Consider the following 20,504-nt stretch of genomic DNA (forward strand, 5'->3'; position numbering starts at 1 on the left):
GCCGCTAACCAACGGATTCCCGAAGGAATCCATTAGTCCGCTCGACTTGCATGTATTAGGCACGCCGCCAGCGTTCGTCCTGAGCCAGGATCAAACTCTCCAATAAAGATGGAAGGATCTACTCTCCCGAAGGCGAGTGGCTTTCCATCAAAGTGTTTGACTTGCTCATTTTGAAACTGACGAGAAAATTAATTCTCTATTAATACTCACTCGTTGTTCAGTTTTCAAAGATCAACTTCGTTTCTTCATTGTTACCGTTGTTTCAGCGGCAACTCTTATAATATATCATCTTTCAACTAATTTAGCAAGAACTTTTTTTAAACCGTTTTGGCTTTTAGTTGACCGGCAAAACATCTTGTTTAAGTGGCCGGACTAATAATATAACCCATTTGAAGAATCGCCTCAAGTTGTAAATTTTTCCAGCCTGGATATGACAATCAATTATCCATTTGAATTGAATTTATCGGTTTATTCTGGCCAGTTTCCTAATTCATTGTAGACTTTTGTCTACAATGCAACTTATAAATGACGAAAACCCGCTCACTAAGCGGGTTTTCGTCATGGAGGCGAGCCGTGCTGAGCAAAGCTACAATCATCCTTTGTCCCATTTGAATTTCCACTGGTAACCCTGCTCCAAATTATTAGGTAGGCCAGCTTGGAAAAATTCTTTATCTTAATGTTTTCAGAGCACCGCTCCAAGCATTCACTTGGTCGAGCATAGCATTGACGTTAGTAAGGTGCAGCTCATTCGGTTTGAAAACCGTACCGTTCTCGAAATCCGTAAATAAGGAAAGCGTCGGATGTACGCGTACATCCGCAATCATTAACTCGCCCATGATCCCCCGCAGGTGTTCGGCTGCGCGAGCACCGCCGGTCGATCCATAACTCACGATTCCCGCAGCTTTATTGTTCCATGCTTCACGGGCAAAGTCGAGCGCGTTCTTCAATGCGCCTGTAATGCTGTGATTGTACTCTTGCACGATGAATACGAAGCCATCCAAGCTGGCAAGCTTTTGATTCCAAGCCGCAATCCCTGGTTCTGTGCCGTCGGTGGTACCCAAGAACGGCAATTTGTAATCGGCAATATCCACAATCTCATAATTTGCGTCCCCGCGTTTGTCTGCAATTTCTTTAACCCAATCTCCTACCTGCGGACTTACGCGACCTTCACGCGTGCTTCCCAAAATAATCCCGATATTCAGCTTTGTCATTGTGTTAACCTCCCTGGTATTTTTTCCAAACCATTTTTCAAACAATCCCATGATCCCGCACCTCTTTGCTGTCACGATATATAACTAACTATAATATAATTTATAACTTATATATATCTAGTTACTTTATGTAAGTAATATTATTATATAAGTCTCCAATAGTCAATACAGTAACAGTAACAATTGCAAATTTATTTTTGAATCTGGAAAAAATGGATTTTATTCTTGGGCATAAGAAAGATGAAATCGATCTCCTTTTATTTACAAATGTATGAAAAGAACACCATCGACATGATGGTGTTCTTTTATTTTATGGAGCGAACTTACACCTACGACTAAACAACTCGGTCTCTCTTAATTAAAAAGCATTCATTAACTGATTAAGTGATCGTTCTTTTTCCCGAATGCGTTGCTGCATGTTTTCATTTTGATCCAATAGCATGGACACCGTAGCTGACAGTTGTTCCAACGCAGCAGAGGTTTGCCGAACTTACCGAGGCCATACCTTTACCTTCCGAAGCCTCACCGATGTTTTCCGCTGAGCCCTTAATTTCCTTACTAGATCCATCGGTTGTGTTATAGCCGCGTTGATTTCAGCAATTCCCTTTTTGATCTCCATCGCCGTATGTTAAAGGCCGTCATTTGCTCAGATATCGTTTGAATACCGACCTGTGTACACAAAACCTACCATCACAATCGATGGCGGGTTTCTTTTTTGAGAAAAGCCCTCATAATGCGATAACCTATCTTTATCAGACTCGGTATAGATTCCTTCTTTTCTCTCATATAACTAAACGCAGAACGGTTGCCGCGTTTCGAGTTGCATTCGCTGCATGAAGCAAGTAAGTTGTGAGGTAGATCAGACCCGCCTTTGCTTGCCGGGATGATATGGTCTACTGTCGTTGCATGGCTGCCACACCACAAACACATGTGATGGTCTCTTTGTAATGCGGCCTTTCTATAGGCCGGGAATAGGAAAGGGTCGTAAAGTAATCGGATCGTCTGCCCATCAATCCAGACTGCTCGGGCACGGCTCACTTCCCGCTCAGCACGGTGAAGCTGACATGGAGTTAATTCCTGGCCATTCAGGTTGAGTACGGTAATCATGGTCTATCACCCCTAAATTTTGAAAATCATAACCACATCTTGCAGTCAACTATAGTTCGTGGTTATGTAGGTGAAGGGTAATGTACGGGGGGTTCTATATAGTCTAAATACCAGATAGATAAGTATCAAATTGATAAATACGGAAACCCATCCAGCTAAATCGGACCACCCTAATGATGAGTACTGTTGGTCCACACAACGGTATCCTTGTACTCGATGAAAGCAAATGCCCCCATGTTCCAGCCCCAGTGAAGACCGATACTATGCCATAGCGTCTTCGATTTAATATTTATAAGTGTGAAAACCATTCCAGAGGCTGCAAGGTGAAATAAGTACGGTGATGTCATTAGCGACTCCCATTTGGGCAGATGGAATAAAATGAAAAGGATCATAGATCCAATTACGGCTGGTGCTGTTGAAGATTTGCGTAATAAATTCGAGAACACGAATCCCCGAAAAATAACTTCCTCAGTAAATGCGATATAGAATGTCATAAGCATACTTTCAGCAATGGCGATCCGGATAACTGTGGTATGCCTACGATCTGAGTTCCGCCATTTCCATTACTTGAAGAATATTATCATTTAGATGCTTCATCTGATCCATGAGAGTATCATTATTTACATGGTTCATAAATTTGGTGTAATCATCAATTTCTTGTTGGGTATCCGGAAAACTGGGGCCTCCTAGAGGAAGAAACACAAAAACAGTTAATCCAATCAATGTTCCGTAAAATATGTCCATCGTCAATGAGAACTTGGAGAATAGTCGAGATCCTAACTTTATAAAGAAGAGCACCCTCAACTTGAAGGGTGCTCTTCTTTATGTGGAGAGATCCAATTTCCTTGCCGCCCACTTAAACACAGAAATAAACTTTTTCAGTATTTAAGTGGAGGCGAGGGGAGTCGAACCCCTGTCCGAAGGCAACGCCACATAGGCTTCTACGGGTGTAGTGACAGTTTTGATGTCACCCTAGAGACTCCCTGTCACCGGATTCCCTTCAGGTCAGCCTGATTGTCTTCTTCCGTCGACCCCAGGCGGAGACCGATCGGCGTATCCCACTAAAGTTGGGCCCTAGTCTCGGCACATGGGCGATGCAGAGGTAGAGCTAGCTCACAGGTTATTAAGCTGCGAAAGCTAAGTTGTTGTTTTGTTTGCCGTTTAATAGGCTTTAGCGTTGATAAAGCGGACGCGTCCCCACTACCCGCTACCCATGCTCGATCTACCCCCGTCGAATCCAAAAACGCCCCCGCATTAAAAGGTGCCTGCGGTCAGCCGTCCGGACAATCGGTCGGTCAGCATCAAGCAAAGGAGCTAATACAAACTTGCTTGCCTCAATTCTGCAGCTTTAACGAAGCTGTCTCGCTGCATAACTGTGTCATGCTTACTACTTCTATATAAACAGCATTACGCTGCTTACATCACTTAGTATATCATATTGTATAGAAAGTTGCTTCATAACTTGCTGGTAAGCTTGGCAAAAGAACACTTGGCGGAAATTACCGGCATGCTCTAGACTGAACCTTGTTGCAGGGGTCGGCGGAATGTTACTCGGCCACCACCAGCTTTTCTGTCTAAACTCGGTACTAACGTACCCGCACCTTCTTACCTTACAGACTCTTACCGCGCCACCTTCTGCTTCTCCCGCAGCACGCGCTGGATGTCGCGCTGGGCGTCGCGTTTGGCGGCGGCGTCGCGTTTGTCGTACTGCTTTTTCCCTTTGCCGAGGCCGATGAGCAGCTTCGCGTAGCCGTTCTTGATGTAGATTTTCAGCGGCACAATGGAATAACCTTCCTGCTTGGACAAGCCTAGCAGTTTATTGATCTGGGCCTTGTGCATCAGCAGCTTGCGCGTCCGGGTCGGATCCAGCGGATTGAACCGGTTGCCCTGCTCGAACGGGCTGATATGCATGTTGTGGATGTGGATTTCTCCATTCCGGATCGTCGCAAAAGCGTCCCCGATATTCACCCGGGCGTTCCGGATCGATTTGATCTCGGTGCCGGTGAGCACCATGCCCGCCTCGAAAGTATCCTCGATGAAATAGTCATGGGAAGCTTTTTTATTCTGGGCCAGCACTTTGCCGTCATTTTTCTTCGCCATGTTCATCCTCCTCATCCCAAGCTTATAGCCGCAAAAGCCATCTCAGGCCTTATGCACCAGACATTAATTGTATCAACTCTCCCGCGCAAAATCAAGAAAAGCCCCCGTTACAGGGGCAGATCCCGCTTCCCGAACAGATACACGCCGAGCGCGAACGTGACGAGTCCGATCCCTGCAAGTACCGTAAAACTCAAGCCCAAATTGACGGTTCCGTTAATAATCTCCGCCGGCTTATATAAGGAAAAGATCGATAAGCTCCGCATCCACTCGATTTTATCGCTGAATTTGCCTACCAGATCCAGGCTGAAAAAGCCGAAAGTGATGAATCCGGAAATGCCGAGCGCCTTTTTTTCATCATTGGAAAGCGAAGACACCAGGAACGAAATCCCGCCGACCGCAAAAAACAACAGGAACGCCGCCACATTCATCTCAATGAACCGGGAGGTATTAAACTCGTAATCCCCGCCCAGGAACCACGCATTCCCCACAAAGCCTGCGAGCGTCGTCACCGCCATGATCAGGAACAGTCCCGTAACCAGCACGACCGCCTGCGTTAAAGCCACTTTTGTCCGGGTCGTCGGGGTGGACAGCAAATAAGCCATGGAGCCTTGGTCCACCAGTTTAGCCATCAACTGTGTCGACAATTGCACGCATACGATCGAAAGCAATAGGATAAGAATCAGCCCGTAGTATTCCCCCGAGATAAAAGCCTCCGCCGTGCCGAAGCCGCTCAGTCCGAACGCTCTGCCGATCCCTTCCGGCATGGCTTCGACCAGCGCGTCGATGGCAGTGACATTTTTGCCGATACTGGGGTAGATCCAAAACATCAGCAGAATATAAAATGCGGACCCGAATGCGTAATTCATAAACGTCTTCATATTCACTTTCATCATTTGTTTGAAAAGGATGGCATTCATTGCATTGTCCCCTTCCGGTCATAATAATTCATGAATATATCCTCCAGGTTCTGCGTAAAAATATCGATATTGCGTACCCGGTACTTGGCCGTCTCCGTCACGAACTGATCATAGTTGCCCTGGACCGCCACCCGGACCCGGAATCCGGACCCGGCGGATCCATCGCCTCCGCCCACGCCGTCCAGCGACACCGGCTCTATCTGGAGACCGGAGGAATTCAGGAATGCCCGCATATCCTCCTCCTGCTCAAACGTAACCTCGAACAGCTTCCGCTGCATCGATTGCAGCTCGTGGATATTTTTTACCGTAATGATCACGCCTTCCTTGATAATCGCCGCCCGGTCGCAAGTACGCTCAATTTCCGGAAAACTGTGAGAGGACATCAGGAACGTCGTGCCGCGGGCTTTTTCCGCCAAAACGATTTCAATGAACACCTTCTGCATCAACGGATCGAGACCGGACGTCGGTTCATCCAAAATAATCACCTGCGGCTCATGCATAAACGCGGCAACGATGCCCACCTTCTGCTTCATGCCTTTCGACATCTTGCGGATCGGCGTATTGACGTCGAATTGCAGCAGATCGATCAAATGACTCCGCTTCGCGTGGTCCCTGATCCCTTGCAACTGGGCCATGAAATCGAGGAACGATTTCCCCGTCATCCCGTCAAAAAAAGCAATCTCCCCCGGCAGATACCCCACCATCGATTGCACCTTGCCCTGGTCCTTCCAAGAGTCCAGTCCGTTTATCGTCACCGTGCCTTTGTCCGGCTTCATGAAGCCCATAATGTGGCGGATCGTCGTCGACTTTCCCGCCCCGTTCGGACCCAGGAATCCGAAGACCTCCCCCTGCTTCACCGAAAATGACACATCGAAAATCCCTTTCCCGCCCGCAAACGTCTTCGTTAAATGTTCTACGGTTAACATACCGCTCTCCCTCCAAGAAATGAAGAAATGAAATGTATTTATAAACTTATTTCATATGTTATAATATACCTGAGGCATACACGCGTCAATGATTTTATGAAATATATTTATTCGTTAATTCCATAAATTATTTCACCTCAGGAGGTAAAAGTGGACGATACAATGAACGGTTTTGAGAAAAGAGCCCAGCGAATCAAAGATAAAATCAGACGGGCTACGTTGGACATGCTGCGGACATCGGACCCGAAGCGCATTAGGATTGCCGATATCTCCAAGATGGCCAAAGTTTCGCAAGTCACGATCTATAACTATTTCGGGAGCAAGGAAGCCCTGCTGCGGGACGTATTCATCGGCTACATCGACAAGGCGATCCATGAATTCGTCGAATTTATGGATGGCAACCATACGCTGAAGGAAAAGATCGAGTACATCATTTTTCTCGAAAAAGAAGCCTATAGCGACCTCCCCCCCACCGCCATTAAAGAACTCGTCGAAGAGGATCCCGAACTGGCGGCTTATATCGACAAAATCTACCGGGAATATACGAACCCGCTGGTGACGCGCATCGTCGAAGAAGGTAAAGCCAGCGGCGAAATCGCCCCCGACATGCCCGTGGAGAACGTGCTGGCCTTCATCCAGCTCTACATGAACCAGTACCAAACCATCCTCAACATGGCCACCCAAGCCCCCGACCGGGACAAGTTCCTTGAGGGCATGGTGCATATGTTCTTCTATGGGGTGTGCGGTAAGGCTTAACTTCATATGTTTATAAAAAAGTGGCAGCCCAGGGACATGAACGCTATGTTCTGCGGGACTGCCGTTTTTTATAGTTACTATTCAAACTCTTTTTTTCAAATCGTTCTTTAAAGGAACATCGATTCATAAAATGACATTTCCAGATAATATCAGCTCATTCGCTTCTTTTCCGCGATTTATGTCGACTTTCTAGTCATCAACTCTTTCTACCATACCCATAATAAAATAGTACATTCGTTCCTTTTAGTAACTTTATACCGCGACAATAGGCCCATTACGACGAATAATATGATTATCTGTGTCTTTTAGGAACATTTCTTTAAAGTTTCTTTCAGGAACATTATAATTAACATATCCTTAACAAAGAGATGGTGTTTGAAAAAAATGGTGATTTTTGCAAAACGGCTTAAAACCGAGAGGGAGAAACTTAAGCATGGAGATCCAAGGTGGACTCAAGAATATGTAGCCGAGCTCATTGGGGTTGCACGCCCTACATATACTGCCTACGAAAACGGGACGAAGCTGCCACCGATGGAAACTCTAAATAATCTTGCTGATTATTTGAATGTATCCGTCGATTACCTTCTGGGACGGACAAATCGTTCTCAACCCACGGATCAACTTGACTTGACTTCAAAGGAACAAGCCGAATTCAAAACATTCATTAATAACCCTGAACACGGCATCTTTTTTAAGGACTATCTAAGCGCTTCAGAGGAACGAAAAGAAGAAATGAGGAAGATATTTCGGGTCCTGCAAGAGAGCGAAAAAGGGCGCAAGTCCGCAATTGGACAAGGTGACTGAGCAAATACCTCAACCGATGGGGATTAAAGGAAGAGACGGGTCTTTATTATGAAAAAATTTAATGTAACAGCCCTAGGTATTATTCTGGCAGTTCTTCTCGCCGCTTGTGGAAATAATGGCGGTAACGCAAACAGTCAAGCAGCCGGAACCAATGGATCCAATGAGTCAGCCAAACAACAAGAGATTGAACAGTTACAGGCTGAAGCGGACAAACTTAAAGAAGAATTGGCTGAGAAAGAAGCTGCGGAAAAAGAAGCTGAGGCTGCAGCGGCTGAAGAACAAGCTGCACAGGAAGCAAGCCCAGAAGAGACACAAACTGCCGAGGCAATGCGCACTATTATCTCTTATTATGTTGATGGTGAAGATATTGATGAAAAGACATACAACTATATTGTAGATCATCATGAACTATTTCCTGCCGTAACCCCTGAGACCAAAAAGGCTGCCGCAGCCGAAGTCGATCCCAACGTGACGACACGCCATATCATAAAAAACATTAATCCCTATCTGGATAAAATGGTAGAAATAAGCGGATACGTTGTTCAGATTCAAGAAGAGGAAACGGATATAGGGACAGTGGCCGAAATACATATCATGGATGAAAATGAAAACTCCATCGTCGGAGAATATATGAACTCTACCGGAGATATTCTTGACGGGGATTTCGTCACTTTGCGAGGGGTTCCAACAACGCTGTACTCATTTGAAAATGTCAGTGGTGGAACAACTAATGCTATTCTCCTAACAGTATCTACGATTCAAAAGAGCGAGTAATTATCTCTTTTCTTTTTGAAATAGCCGGAGTCCGTTCAATCACGGTCTCCGGCTTATTTATGTCTTACGGCTATTTTTCTCTTTACACGAACTTAGCCATGCTATTACCACAGGACTGCCACTTTTATTTCGATTATTTATTGTCTCGGCCAATTAGCCAGCCAATTTTTACAATCATCCGTCATCCGCTGCAACTCCTCAAACATCACCCCGGCATGATAGCCGTCGCACACCGCATGATGCAACTGTACCGCCACAGGAAGCATCGTGATCGCGGCTTCTCCCTGCGTGAAGTATTTTCCCATCGTAAAGATCGGCAGCATAAACGTCCCCTCATTAAACACGTTCAAGTTAAATCCCGTAAAACTGGCCCAAGGAATCGAAGACACCGGAAACGTGTTCGGCGGCTCATTGGTTTTAGGAAAGAGCCCTCGGGCATTTCCGAACTGCTCCAGATCATCGAGATATCGTCCGTAAAACTCCGAAAAATCCGTGCTGTACGCCGTCCACAGACTCGAGAAGGTCTTATCCTCCTTATGAAACACCGTATAACCCGGCGACATCGTTTCCCAATATCCCAATCCCAATTGCCCCTGCCCCACCGGACCCAGGCAAGTCCGCAACTCCCGGTGACGATTCACCACCGTCGATATCATATAAATCAAAGCCGGGTATAACTTGATCCCCCGGTGTTTTACCTCATTCCGCAGCCGGGTAATATCCACATTAGCCGTCATGCTGAACGTACATCTGACCCGATTCAAATAATGCTCATAATAAGGCTTTCTCGCCCAAGTTTCCAAATGGATCGGAATAAAGCGTGCCTGCTCCATAGATCGGTTTTGCTCCATTGGCTCTGTCAATTCCACCGGCTTCACGGACTCCTTCTGCCCATTCGGCTCCAGCGGTTCCATCTGTTGCTCCGGTTGCTCCATCTTTCCCATCTTCTCCATCTTCTTGTCGACCTCCTAAAATGATTTTCCGTTTACCGTTTCAGGAGGTCTTGATCCACTGACATAACCATCGCCGCATCCATTCCTTTTTTGAGTATTTGGTGGTTTTCTGTACTCCTCAAGAGGACAAAACACAAAAATGTCCGTCTAAAAGTGGACATGAAGGTCTTTTTCCTTGCGTATGGCCAAAATCAATATTAAGTGCCCCAATACATCTAATCATACTATATATAGATGATTTATGGATGAGAAATCAGTATCTCTTTCGCAGGAGAGTGTCCACCTTTTGAAAGACATTTATTGCGAAAAATCCACCCGAAGAGGACAAATTAGAACTAAGGTGACGCCAACATGAAAATTACTGATAAGCGAAAAAGCCGGGACCACCCGAAGCGGTACCCGGCTCAACTAACTTGCTGATGACTCGGCTATTTTTTCTTTTTGCGCACGAACGCAGCCGTGCCGTTTCCGCCCTTGCTCTTGCCGCCGCCCCGCTTCTTGCGCGGGGACGCTGCGGTGCTCTCCTCGGCGCCGCTTCCGCCGCCGGTGAAAATCCCGCTCGCGGACGTCTTCTTCCGACGCGAGCCGGACCCGCCGCCTTCTCCGGAGCGATAGCTTCCGGAGTCGCGGCTGAGGGCCGCCGGCCCGGGCGCGTAGCCGCCCTTGCCGGAGCCAAAGCCGAAGCTCACGGCCGGTGCGGAGCTGCCGCCCCCCGAGGCCGTGTCGCTTCTGCGGCCGCCGCGCTTGCCGCGGCCCCCTGAGGCGGCTTCGCCTTTCCCGGCGCCTGTGCCGGCGCCGCCACGGCCCGATGCCGCACCGCCTGCGGCGCCGCCCTTACCGGCTTTGCCGCCCCAGCCCGCCTTGCCGGCGCCACCTTTGCCGCCGCCTTTGCCGCTACCGCCGCGCTTGCCACCGCGCCCGGCGCCCGCAGCGCCGTTAAACCCGCCGCCGTTTCCGCCGTTCCCATCCTCGCGGCGGCGCGGCTTCATGTCGACCATCTCGAAGTCGATCGTATGGTCATCCATGTTCACGCGGGCTACGCGGATCTTTACCTCATCGCCGATGCGGTAAATTTTCGACGTTCGCTCGCCGATCAGCGCCATATGCTGCTCATGGAAGTGGTAGTAATCATCCGTCATCGCACTGAGACGGATGAGCCCTTCGACCGTGTTCTCCAACTCGATGAACATACCGAAGCTCGTTACGCTGCTGATGATGCCGGGGAATTCCTCCCCGACCTTATCCAGCATGAACTCCGCTTTCTTCAGTTGTTCCGTATCCCGTTCCGCGTCCACGGCGACCCGCTCCCGCTCGGACGATTGCTGCGCAATCTCCTGCATGCGGCTGGCCAAATACTCCTGCCGCGCTTCCGGCAGGGCCCCGCCATGCTCGATCACCTCGCGGATGATCCGGTGGATCACCAAATCCGGGTAGCGGCGGATCGGGGAAGTGAAGTGCGTGTAGAACTCCGCCGCCAACCCGAAATGACCGGTGCTCTCGGCATCATACTTCGCCTGTTTCATCGACCGCAGCATCATCGTGCTGATGACCGTCTGCTCCTTCGTGCCCTGGATATCCTCCAGCAGCGTCTGCAGCGCGCGCGGGTGGACCTTGTTGCCTTTTCCGCCCTTAACGGCATACCCGAAATTGGCCACGAAGGCCATAAAGTTCATTAATTTTTCCTGATCGGGATCTTCATGAATCCGGTAAATGAACGGCACCTTGAGCCAGTGGAAATGCTCCGCCACCGTCTCGTTCGCCGCCAGCATGAATTCCTCGATGATCTGCTCCGCAATGGAGCGCTCCCGCTTGACGATATCGACTGCCTTGCCGTTCTCGTCGACGATGACCATCGATTCCTCGAAATCGAAATCGACCGCCCCGCGCCGCATCCGGTTGCCCCGCAACTTCAGCGCGAGCTCGCGCATCAGTTCGAACGTATCCACCAGATGGCTGTAGCGTTCCGTCACCTCCGGGTCTTCCTGCTGCAATATTTTGCGCACGTTCGTATATGTCATGCGTTCCGTCGTCCGGATTACGCTTGTGAAAACATCGTGCTTTACGACCTTCATCTGCTCGTCGAACTCCATCTCGCAAGACAACGTAAAGCGGTCGACCTTCGGGTTGAGCGAGCATATGCCGTTGGACAGCCGGTGCGGCAGCATCGGAATGACCCGGTCGACGAGATAAACGCTGCAGCCTCGGTTATAGGCCTCCTGATCCAGCTTCGAGCCCTCGCGCACATAGTAACCTACGTCCGCGATGTGCACGCCGAGCTGGATATGGCCGTTCGGCAGCCGCTCCACATTGACGGCGTCGTCGAGGTCCTTCGCATCTTCGCCGTCGATCGTCACGATCACCTTGTTCCGGAGATCACGCCGGCCCTGCTTGGCGATCTCCTCCTCGGCAATGACGTCCGGCGCTTCCTGCGCTTCCGCCATGACTTCGTCGGGGAACGCCTCCGGCAACTGGTGCTTGCGGATGATCGACAAAATATCGACCCCCGGGTCATCCTTATGCCCGAGAATCTCGATGACGGCTCCCTCCGCCGCCGACCGCCCTTCCGGGTAATTGACGATGCGGGCCACGACCTTTTCCCCGTTTACCGCACCGCCAAAGTTCTCCTGCGCCACGAAAATATCCCTGTTGATCCGCTTATCGTCCGGAATGACGAATCCATAGGTTTCGTTATGCTGAAACACGCCGACCACTTGGGTAATCGCCCGGTTGACGATCCGCACGACCTCGCCTTCCAGCTTGCCGCCTCCGGCGCTTTTCGAGCTTACTCGCACCAGCACGATATCGCCGTTCATCGCGCTTTTCAGGTCGTTCGCGTGAACATATACATCCGGATGCTCCCGGTCATCGGGAATAAGGAAGGCAAAGCCCTTGGCATGTGCCTGCAAACGCCCCCGTACCAGATCCATCCGTTCAGGTACTCCGTAACGGTTGCTCCGCGTCAACAGAATCTTGCCCGCCTGCTCCAGTTGGTTCAGCAGCTTCAGGAACTCCTTGAACTCGGCAGCATCCGTAATTTGAAAATGCTCTTCCAGCTCCTGGTATGTCATTGGTTTATACGCCGTCTCCCGCATAAATGCGAGCAGCTCTGTTTCTGTTATCATGTCTCACCTCGGCCGGCCTGTCCGCCGGCATAAATTATTTTGTGTACGTTAAAATTTCCATGAATACCCTTCATGTATATACCCTAGTATACACGAAATCAACCTCCGGCATCCGTTTACCGACTTTTTCGGAAGGAGTTCCTTTTTGAACCCCCTAAATTTCCCACCGCAAAATGCCGAAAAAATGATAGGATAAGGTATCCATTAATTAGTAAAGGAGTCAATATGGACAATCTAAGCATTCTTCAACGGCGCAACAAATTGTTTGTCAAAATCATATGGATCATGGTCGCACTTGGCGTGGCGACGGATCTGATGATCGGTGTCGAAACCTCCATGCTGGTGACCCTGATCGTGGTCGGCGGGGTCTGCTGTTCCATCGCCACGTACATGACCTACTTTAACAAAGGTACCCGCTACGTCATGTTCGTCATTCCGACCATCGCTTCAATACTTACCTTTTTGCTGATTTATCAGGATCCCGAACCGCTGATCGGTACATATCTGCTCGTCTATGTGAATATCGCCTTAATGACGCTTTATTCCAACTATAAACCGATCGCCTTCGCGGGCGTGCTTGGCCTGATCATCACTACATACTTTTATTACACGCCGTTCTATCACGACAAAATGTTTGTCCGGGAGCCGCTAAGCTACTTGCTACTCTTCCTCATCTTTGCGACGGTGGCGCTGGCTTTTGCCGCCCGGTTCAGCGAGAAGCTACAAAAAACCGTGCTGGACAAGCAGCGGGATACGGAAACCGCGAAGAAACGGGGAGACGAAATTCTCACCAGCCTGCAGGCTTCGCTGGAAGTGTTGAACCGTCTCAGCACTCAGCTGCGGGACAATGTGAACGTCACCGGAACGATCTCTAAAGAAATCACGACAACCTTTGGCAGCGTCTCCTCCACGATCGAGCGGCAAACCCTGGGTCTTCAAGAGACCGCCAAATCGGTGCACACAGTCGGTGAAATCGTGGAGGAAACCGCCGACAGTTCTTCCGAACTGCAGCAGCTTTCCCGCGAGATGCTTATGAACACCGAAGAAGTCGGGAACCGGATGACCTCGCTATCCGATCAAATTAATAATTTGCAGTCGGTCATTACGGCTACGGTCGTTCAAATGACGCATCTTAAAGACCAGAACCAGCAAATCAGCCAAATCGTCGATACGATCCAGGGCATCTCCAAACAGACGAATCTGCTGGCCATGAATGCGGCGATCGAAGCGGCTCATGCGGGCGAACACGGAAAAGGCTTTGCCGTGGTCTCCGCAGAAATCCGCAAGCTGGCCGAAAATTCACAGCATTCGACCGATCTCATCAATACGATTCTTGCCGACGTGATCGGCAAGATCAACGATGTCGCCGAGCAAATCTCCCTTGGCCATGAAGCCATTGACATCGGCAAGGAAGAAGCCAGAGAAGTTCAAAGCTTTATGGGAAAAGTGGGAGACAACGCCCAGTCCGTCAGCAAGCAATCCGACCGCGTAGATGGATCCGTCAAACAAATGCAGGAGAATTACGCCAGAATTATGTCGGAGATCCAGTCGGTCGCCGAGGGTACCGAGCACAATATGAGCGCAACCGAGGAAATTTTAGCGGGAATCGAGGCCCAGGACGGCAAGATCCACGAAATCATTCAGCATTACGAGGACTTGGATAATCTGATTCTGACGCTCTCCAAATCTGCAGCGCAAGGAGACGAACCGTCAAAGCCGGGCCACCAGGAACCGCAGAAACAAACCGCAAACTGAGTCCGGATTGTATTGATAAACAGAAGCGGGGTGCCCCCACGCCAATCGGCTTGGGGACACCCCGTTCCTGTTTCTAACTTGCTCATCGCTTTCTTCAAATTCCTTTTTTACTACCTATGTATGTATTACAAACTTCTATAAAACTATCATAAGACGTTGAACTACAATACCGGCAGATGTTGTCCGCTGACCGTTTTCATGAACCACTCATAATTCTCTTTGTTCTCGTAAAACTGGGCTGCATGGATGATTGTCGGGATGACATCGGCCCCTTTGTAAAATATTCGCTCCCCGACTCTCGACATCGGCACATGGAAAGATATTTTCAAAGCCCGGAACAGAAGCGGCTCGAGCAGGGTCACATAATTGATGATCCCGTTCTCTTCCGCATACAGGACGATCGTCGCTAGCAGTCGGTCCAGATTTTTCCCCCGGTGATCCTTGTGCAGCGCTACTTTGTCCACCTCCGCAATACTTTCGGGATGTGCCAGGATTGCGGGATGTTCTTTAAATGGCGCAAGCCGGTTCAGGCCGTCCATTTCCGGAGAGTAAGGCTTCATTTCCACCGTGGCCACCGGCGCATTCTCTTCATTATAGACCAGGCACCGGCCGAGAACCTCCTCGGCAAATTCCAGTTCAAACCCCTGCTCCAACCAGGCCTCCGTCCAAATTCCGTTAAAAATCATCTCTTCTTCAAACGTCTCCACCAGCTTGTACATTTGGGGTCTCCTCTTCTCTCTCTTTCAGCAAATTTCGGTAAGGAATTCACTGGGAGTCTTTTTATATACCAAAATTGTAATATTTTAACCGGGAAGAGACAATAGATTGCATCACTATTGCGCAAATTTTCAAATTTATTCCTAGAAACCGTCAATACTCTGGGTTTTCTGTCTACTCCTTCTTTTCCTTCTTTTCCTTCTTTTCCTTCTTTTCCTTCTTTTCCTTCTTTTCCTTCTTCTCCCTGCCTTTTTCGCCATCTGCGTTTTTTCCATAAAAAAAGCCCCCGTTTCCGAATGGAAACGAAGGCTCTTTGATTTAGAATTCAATTCAATCTAACCTTGTACGACAGCGACTACGATCGCCAGGATAAAGAAACCGGCTGCCAATCCTACCGTTACCCGTTCCAAAACGAGTTCCATGCCGCGCGCTTTCGACTTGCCGAAGAGATGTTCAGCACCCCCGGAGATGGCACCGGAAAGACCTGCGCTCTTCCCTTTTTGCAGCAGAACGACCGCAATCAGACCGATGGAGAAAATAATGAGCAACACTTCTAAAAAGATATTCATCCAATCCACCTCCTAAGTGTGAACACTTCGAAATCTATTTTCGTCATGCATAATCATTAACAATACAAAAACAGCATTATCATTATACCATTTCAAAACATGAATAACAACCGTTATCCTTATTTCACGCCTTGAAGTTTATAAACCCGCGCTTCATAAGGCTGCAGCGAGATTTGGTGGAAGTCCTCCTCGACAGGAACGTCGTAATTGGCGATCAACAGTTCCTTGTTTTGGAAATGAATTTGTTCATCCAGCTTGAATTCGGCCGGCCGTTTATAGAAGTTGAGAATGACCAGCAGCTGCTCATCGCCCAAGGTACGCGTATAGGCATAGATCTGTTCGTTATCCTCATTAATAATACCGTAGTCGCCGTAAACGATGATGTCATGTTTTTTGCGCAACTCGATCAGCTTCTTATAATAATGGAAAACGGAGTTAGGATCCTTTAGCGCTTTTTCCGCATTGATCTCTTTGTAGTTTGGATTAACGGCGAGCCAAGGTGTCCCGGTAGTGAATCCGGCCTGAGCTTCCCCATTCCACTGCATAGGTGTTCTGGCATTATCCCGGCCCTTCGCATAAATCGATTCCATAATTTCGGCCGCGTCATGTCCTTTGCTCAGGTAATCTTTGTACATGTTCAGCGTCTCGATGTCCTTGTACTCTTCGATCATTTCGAAGCGGACGTTGGTCATGCCGATCTCTTCGCCTTGATAGATATACGGCGTGCCTTGGAGCGTGTGCAGCAGCGTGCCCAACATTTTGGCCGATACATTGTGATGCTCCCGGTCATGGCCGAATCTCGACAGCAGGCGGGGCTGATCATGATTGTTCAAATAGATGCTGTTCCAGGCTTTGCCCTGCAGCTTGATCTGCCATTTGCTCACGATCTCCTTGAATTTCGTCAGCTTCCACGGCGCCACTTCCCACTTGCCGGTCGGCCCCGAGTCGATGCCCATCAGCTCGAACTGGAACACCATGTTCAGTTCGTTCCCGTCGCTTCCAGCGAACAGCACCGCATCCTCCGGGGACACGTCGACCGTCTCCCCGACCGTCATGATGTCGTATTTGGACAACACTTCCCGGTTCATTTCCTGCAAAAACTCATGTACGCGCGGACCGTTGATGTAATGCTCGCCGCTGCCCGATCCGTCCGAACTGTCCGGCAATCCCGGCTCCTTGGAAATAACGTTGATGACGTCCATCCGGAATCCGTCGATACCTTTGTCGAGCCACCAGGTCATCATATCGTACACCTCTTGGCGTACCTTCGGATTCTCCCAGTTCAAATCCGGCTGCTTCGTGGAGAAGAGATGGAGATAGTATTCGTCCGTTTGCTCATCGTATTTCCAGGCCGGTCCGCTAAAGAAAGAACCCCAGTCGTTCGGTTCCTTGTCGTCTTTGCCCGGGCGCCAAATATAATAATCGCGGTACTCATTATCCTTCGATTTACGGGACTCGATAAACCAGGCATGCTCGTCGGAGCTATGGTTGACAACCAGGTCCATGATCAGTTTCATGCCCCGCTCATGCAATCCGGCAAGCAGTTCCTCCCAGTCCGCCATCGTCCCGAACTCGTGCATGATCCCCCTGTAGTTACTGATGTCGTACCCGTTATCGTCATTCGGCGACTCATATACCGGACACAGCCATACCACGTCCACGCCTAGCGTTTTCAGGTAATCCAGCTTCGAGATGATCCCCTGCAGATCCCCGATCCCATCTCCGTTGCTATCCATAAAACTGCGCGGATAAATTTGATACACAACACTCTCTTTCCACCACTTTTTATCCATATTGGCTCCTCCTTAATATTGTTTGCTTGAGTTTCGTAACCTGTATTGGCTGGTTTGGCCTGTATTGGTTGGTCTGTATTGGTTGATCTGTATTGGTTGATCTGTATTGGTTGATCTGCATTGGTTGATCTGTATAGATTGGTCTGGTTGACATTGGTTGGCCTGATTCTGTAATTCGTTGACTTACCTGTATGGGTTGATCTGCGACCTGAATTTATTCTGAATCAAGACTGCTCAATTGGCCTTTATGTTCCTTATTATTACCCTTTTGCAGACCATTTTTATTGGTATGGTAAGCTCCCATTTTAACGTAAACGTTTACGCAACACTTACACTTACACTTACACTTACACTTACACTTACACTTACACTTACACTTACACTTACACTTACACTTACACTTACACTTACACTTACACTTACACTTACATCCTTATTCAACTATTTACCTTTTTCGTGAACCCTGATGCGCCACAAGCTAACTGTTTATTCGAGAAGCCTGGGTGCGGCCACCAATATTCTTTTTGCAGATACTTACCCATTAGGGGTCTTTTTGGTCTTTATTTCATCCTTTTTGCGCTTAACGGCGAAAATAGGGTCTTTTAAGGACGCTATTATAGGAAAATACAGCTGAATCACCCCAATTGGGGATATTTCCATAAAATAAGACCCCATAACGCCCTTATTTCTCCCTTTTCATCTTGCATCGACCAAATAAGGCCCTATATGGCCGCTATTTGAGTGGGCGAGCGAGAGAACAAGTTGAAGCGGCAGGCTGCAGCTTCGTGCTGCCACTTCATGCTGCTGGCCTCATGCTGCGGGCCTCATGCTTCCGCTTCATGCCGCCCCTATGTTAAAGCGAGTGCTGATTCACCGTCTGCCGCTCAATCACCCGGTGCGAAACGACTTCGCTGACCGCCGTCTCCCCGGTACCCAGCATCGCGATCAGTTTCTCCGACGCCAGCCGGCCCATCTCCTGAAGCGGCTGGGCCACCGTCGTAAGCGGCGGATTGCTCATCTCCGCCAGCTTCAGGTTATCGTAACCGATGACCGACAACCGCCCCGGCACGGCTATGCCCAGCTTAGCCGCCATAGAGATGACGGCGATCGCCATCTCGTCCCCTGCGGCAAACACCGCCGTCACCTCGGGCGCGTCCGTAAGCAGCCGCTCCGCGGCAAGGCATCCGCCTTCGAACGTAAAGCTGCCGTCCAGCACCCTGTCCTCCCGGACCGGGATGCCATGATCCTGCAGCGCCTGACGGAAGCCCTCATACCGCGGCCGGCCCGCGATCAGGTCGCTTTCGCTGCCGCCGATCATAGCGATCTCCCGGTGCCCCCGGGAGATCAGATAACAGGCGGCATCATACGCCGCCTTCCGATCATCGACTTTGACGTAAGGAACTCCGTCAAACCCCGACTGCGTCGCCACGAGCACCAGGGGCACATCCATAGCCCGAACGGCTTCATAGTATTCCGGCTCCAAGACGCCGCTGGAAAAAATAATCCCGTCCACCCGTTTCTCCCGCAGCACCTGCAAGTATTTCATCGTCCGTTTGCCGTCCTCCGCCGTGTTACATACGACCACGCTGTAGTTATGCTCATGCGCTACGTCCTCGATACCGTGCAGAATCTCGGACGAAAACGAACTGGACACGCTAGGGAACAGTACACCAAGGGTCTCTGTTCGCTTATTGACAAGACCCCGAGCGATAGCATTCGGCTGGTATCCCAACTCTTCTACCGCCTGTTCCACTTTGCGCTTCGTTTCCTCCGAATAACCCGGCAGGTTATTCAGAACACGGGATACCGTCGCCACCGACACGCCGACGTGCTTGGCCACGTCCTTAATTGTTGAGCTCATCGACATACCTTCTCCAATTCATGCTTCATCATATCTACTTTGATTTAAACACGACGTAAACGTTTACTAACAATGAGTTTACTATAATTAACCCATTCTGTCGATCATTCCTCCGCCGCCATAAGCACCTTCAATTTTCTTATAGTGACCATAATCACACGAGAGAAATTTCTTTTGATTATATCATTGATAATGATTATTATTATCAGTATATTCATCATTCGTCTATTCGTTAATTTACACTGCGCTAGAACAGCGGTGAATAACAAAGGAGGATATTGTAATGAATACGTTGAACTCCGATTACATGAAAATGCCCGGACACTGGGTATTGGCCAGTCTCGGCAAAAAAGTGCTCCGCCCAGGAGGCATCGGCCTGACGCGAAAAATGCTGGAGCACTTGAACATCCACGACATGGATCAAGTTATTGAATTTGCTCCCGGTCTTGGAGTAACCACTCGAATGACGCTCAGCCGGAACCCGTACAGTTATGTCGCAATCGAACAAAACGAGCAGGCGGCCCAAACCGTCCAATCCTACCTGTCCGGAAACAACCGCAGCGTTATTATCGGCAATGTGGAGCAAGTTCCGCTTCCCGACCGGTCTGCGACCGTCGTATACGGGGAAGCGATGCTAACCATGCAAGCGCCTGTCCAAAAGGAGAGGATCATCCAGGAGGCTGCAAGGTTACTAAGGCCGGGAGGCCGGTACGGCATCCACGAAATGAGTCTGGCTCCGGGCGATATCAATCCAGCGTTGCGAAAGCAGGTATGTAAGGACCTAGCCCAAGCCATTCGAGTCAATGTCGCACCGCTGACCGCGCAGGAATGGATGCAACTACTGGAGAATAACGGGTTCACCGTACTCACCGTTCATACGGCACCGATGCATCTGCTTCATTTCGGGCGCCTGATCCAAGACGAAGGCTGGCGCGGGGTCGCCAAAATGGTAAATAATCTCCTCAAGAACAGGTCCGCCTTGAAACGCGTCCTTCAAATGCGTCGCCAATTTGTCAAACACGCTTCCCAACTGCAGGCCATCAGCATCGTGGCCGAATATGCACCTGCCATCAATGGTTAACCATTAGCTATATTAAACTGAAATAGAGTAAGAGATGGTAGAATCACCGCCTCTTACT

General features: G+C 49.4%; 17 protein-coding genes, 1 rRNA gene and 1 other RNA gene. 5 read left to right on the forward strand and 14 right to left on the reverse strand.

Annotated elements, in window-relative coordinates:
• From ACLB09_RS24525 to ACLB09_RS24560, 8 genes are all read right to left on the reverse strand, one after another.
• A 16S ribosomal RNA gene (locus ACLB09_RS24525) occupies positions 1-106 on the reverse strand; the annotation flags it as partial.
• A 562-nt stretch (positions 107-668) separates the two neighbouring features.
• Positions 669-1,262, reverse strand: a complete 594-nt coding sequence (locus ACLB09_RS24530; RefSeq protein WP_410772458.1) for an NADPH-dependent FMN reductase — start codon at positions 1,260-1,262, stop codon at positions 669-671.
• Between the two features lie 639 nt (positions 1,263-1,901).
• Complete coding sequence (locus ACLB09_RS24535; protein WP_410772459.1) at positions 1,902-2,318, reverse strand: HNH endonuclease; 417 nt, start codon at positions 2,316-2,318, stop codon at positions 1,902-1,904.
• 170 nt (positions 2,319-2,488) lie between these two features.
• Positions 2,489-2,818 (reverse strand): CPBP family intramembrane glutamic endopeptidase, encoded by a 330-nt coding sequence (locus tag ACLB09_RS24540; RefSeq protein WP_410772460.1) that lies wholly within the window; start codon positions 2,816-2,818, stop codon positions 2,489-2,491.
• Between the two features lie 387 nt (positions 2,819-3,205).
• Positions 3,206-3,569: a transfer-messenger RNA gene (gene ssrA, locus ACLB09_RS24545) on the reverse strand.
• Between the two features lie 369 nt (positions 3,570-3,938).
• On the reverse strand, positions 3,939-4,418 hold the full coding sequence (gene smpB / locus ACLB09_RS24550) for an SsrA-binding protein SmpB (RefSeq protein ID WP_410772461.1): 480 nt from the start codon (positions 4,416-4,418) through the stop codon (positions 3,939-3,941).
• 107 nt (positions 4,419-4,525) lie between these two features.
• Positions 4,526-5,335 carry an ABC transporter permease subunit gene (locus tag ACLB09_RS24555; protein WP_410772462.1) on the reverse strand — a complete coding sequence of 270 codons (810 nt, stop codon included), beginning with the start codon at positions 5,333-5,335 and terminating at the stop codon, positions 4,526-4,528.
• Positions 5,332-6,261: an ABC transporter ATP-binding protein gene (locus ACLB09_RS24560; protein WP_410772463.1), complete on the reverse strand. Its 930-nt coding sequence runs from the start codon at positions 6,259-6,261 to the stop codon at positions 5,332-5,334. The genes ACLB09_RS24555 and ACLB09_RS24560 overlap by 4 nt, the downstream gene beginning before the upstream one ends.
• Before the next feature lie 150 nt (positions 6,262-6,411).
• Here ACLB09_RS24560 and ACLB09_RS24565 point away from each other — a divergent pair, with 150 nt between their 5' ends.
• From ACLB09_RS24565 to ACLB09_RS24575, 3 genes are all read left to right on the forward strand, one after another.
• Entirely contained in the window at positions 6,412-7,017 is a 606-nt protein-coding gene (locus tag ACLB09_RS24565; RefSeq protein ID WP_410772464.1) for a TetR/AcrR family transcriptional regulator, read from the forward strand.
• Between the two features lie 384 nt (positions 7,018-7,401).
• Positions 7,402-7,821, forward strand: a complete 420-nt coding sequence (locus tag ACLB09_RS24570; protein ID WP_410772515.1) for a helix-turn-helix domain-containing protein — start codon at positions 7,402-7,404, stop codon at positions 7,819-7,821.
• A 48-nt stretch (positions 7,822-7,869) separates the two neighbouring features.
• On the forward strand, positions 7,870-8,595 hold the full coding sequence (locus ACLB09_RS24575) for a hypothetical protein (RefSeq protein ID WP_410772465.1): 726 nt from the start codon (positions 7,870-7,872) through the stop codon (positions 8,593-8,595).
• Positions 8,596-8,732: 137 nt separating this feature from the next.
• Here the strand turns inward: ACLB09_RS24575 and catA are convergent, their stop codons facing one another.
• Together catA and rnr are read right to left on the reverse strand one after the other, a co-directional pair.
• The gene (catA, locus tag ACLB09_RS24580; RefSeq protein WP_410772516.1) at positions 8,733-9,428 is read right to left on the reverse strand and encodes a type A chloramphenicol O-acetyltransferase; all 696 of its coding nucleotides are present in this window, start codon (positions 9,426-9,428) and stop codon (positions 8,733-8,735) included.
• A gap of 548 nt (positions 9,429-9,976) precedes the next feature.
• Positions 9,977-12,670 (reverse strand): ribonuclease R, encoded by a 2,694-nt coding sequence (gene rnr, locus ACLB09_RS24585; RefSeq protein ID WP_410772466.1) that lies wholly within the window; start codon positions 12,668-12,670, stop codon positions 9,977-9,979.
• Positions 12,671-12,895: 225 nt separating this feature from the next.
• Here rnr and ACLB09_RS24590 point away from each other — a divergent pair, with 225 nt between their 5' ends.
• A complete protein-coding gene (locus ACLB09_RS24590) occupies positions 12,896-14,425 on the forward strand; it encodes a methyl-accepting chemotaxis protein (protein ID WP_410772467.1) in 1,530 nt (509 codons plus the stop codon).
• A 161-nt stretch (positions 14,426-14,586) separates the two neighbouring features.
• On the opposite strand, the gene ACLB09_RS24595 is transcribed toward ACLB09_RS24590, so the two are convergent.
• The 4 genes from ACLB09_RS24595 to ACLB09_RS24610 all read right to left on the reverse strand — a co-directional run bounded on the left by ACLB09_RS24595 (position 14,587) and on the right by ACLB09_RS24610 (position 19,365).
• Positions 14,587-15,144, reverse strand: a complete 558-nt coding sequence (locus ACLB09_RS24595; RefSeq protein WP_410772468.1) for a GNAT family N-acetyltransferase — start codon at positions 15,142-15,144, stop codon at positions 14,587-14,589.
• 333 nt (positions 15,145-15,477) lie between these two features.
• Positions 15,478-15,711, reverse strand: a complete 234-nt coding sequence (gene secG / locus ACLB09_RS24600; protein WP_410772469.1) for a preprotein translocase subunit SecG — start codon at positions 15,709-15,711, stop codon at positions 15,478-15,480.
• Between the two features lie 119 nt (positions 15,712-15,830).
• Positions 15,831-17,504 carry a glycoside hydrolase family 13 protein gene (locus ACLB09_RS24605; protein ID WP_410772470.1) on the reverse strand — a complete coding sequence of 558 codons (1,674 nt, stop codon included), beginning with the start codon at positions 17,502-17,504 and terminating at the stop codon, positions 15,831-15,833.
• 853 nt (positions 17,505-18,357) lie between these two features.
• The gene (locus tag ACLB09_RS24610) at positions 18,358-19,365 is read right to left on the reverse strand and encodes a LacI family DNA-binding transcriptional regulator (protein WP_410772471.1); all 1,008 of its coding nucleotides are present in this window, start codon (positions 19,363-19,365) and stop codon (positions 18,358-18,360) included.
• A gap of 283 nt (positions 19,366-19,648) precedes the next feature.
• On the opposite strand from ACLB09_RS24610, the gene ACLB09_RS24615 reads away from it, so the two are divergent.
• Positions 19,649-20,446: a class I SAM-dependent methyltransferase gene (locus ACLB09_RS24615; protein ID WP_410772472.1), complete on the forward strand. Its 798-nt coding sequence runs from the start codon at positions 19,649-19,651 to the stop codon at positions 20,444-20,446.
• The last annotated feature ends 58 nt before the right edge of the window (positions 20,447-20,504 follow it).

Origin of the sequence: Fontibacillus forbon (assembly GCF_046559655.1) — a bacterium.
Classification (GTDB): Bacteria; Bacillota; Bacilli; order Paenibacillales; family Paenibacillaceae; genus Fontibacillus.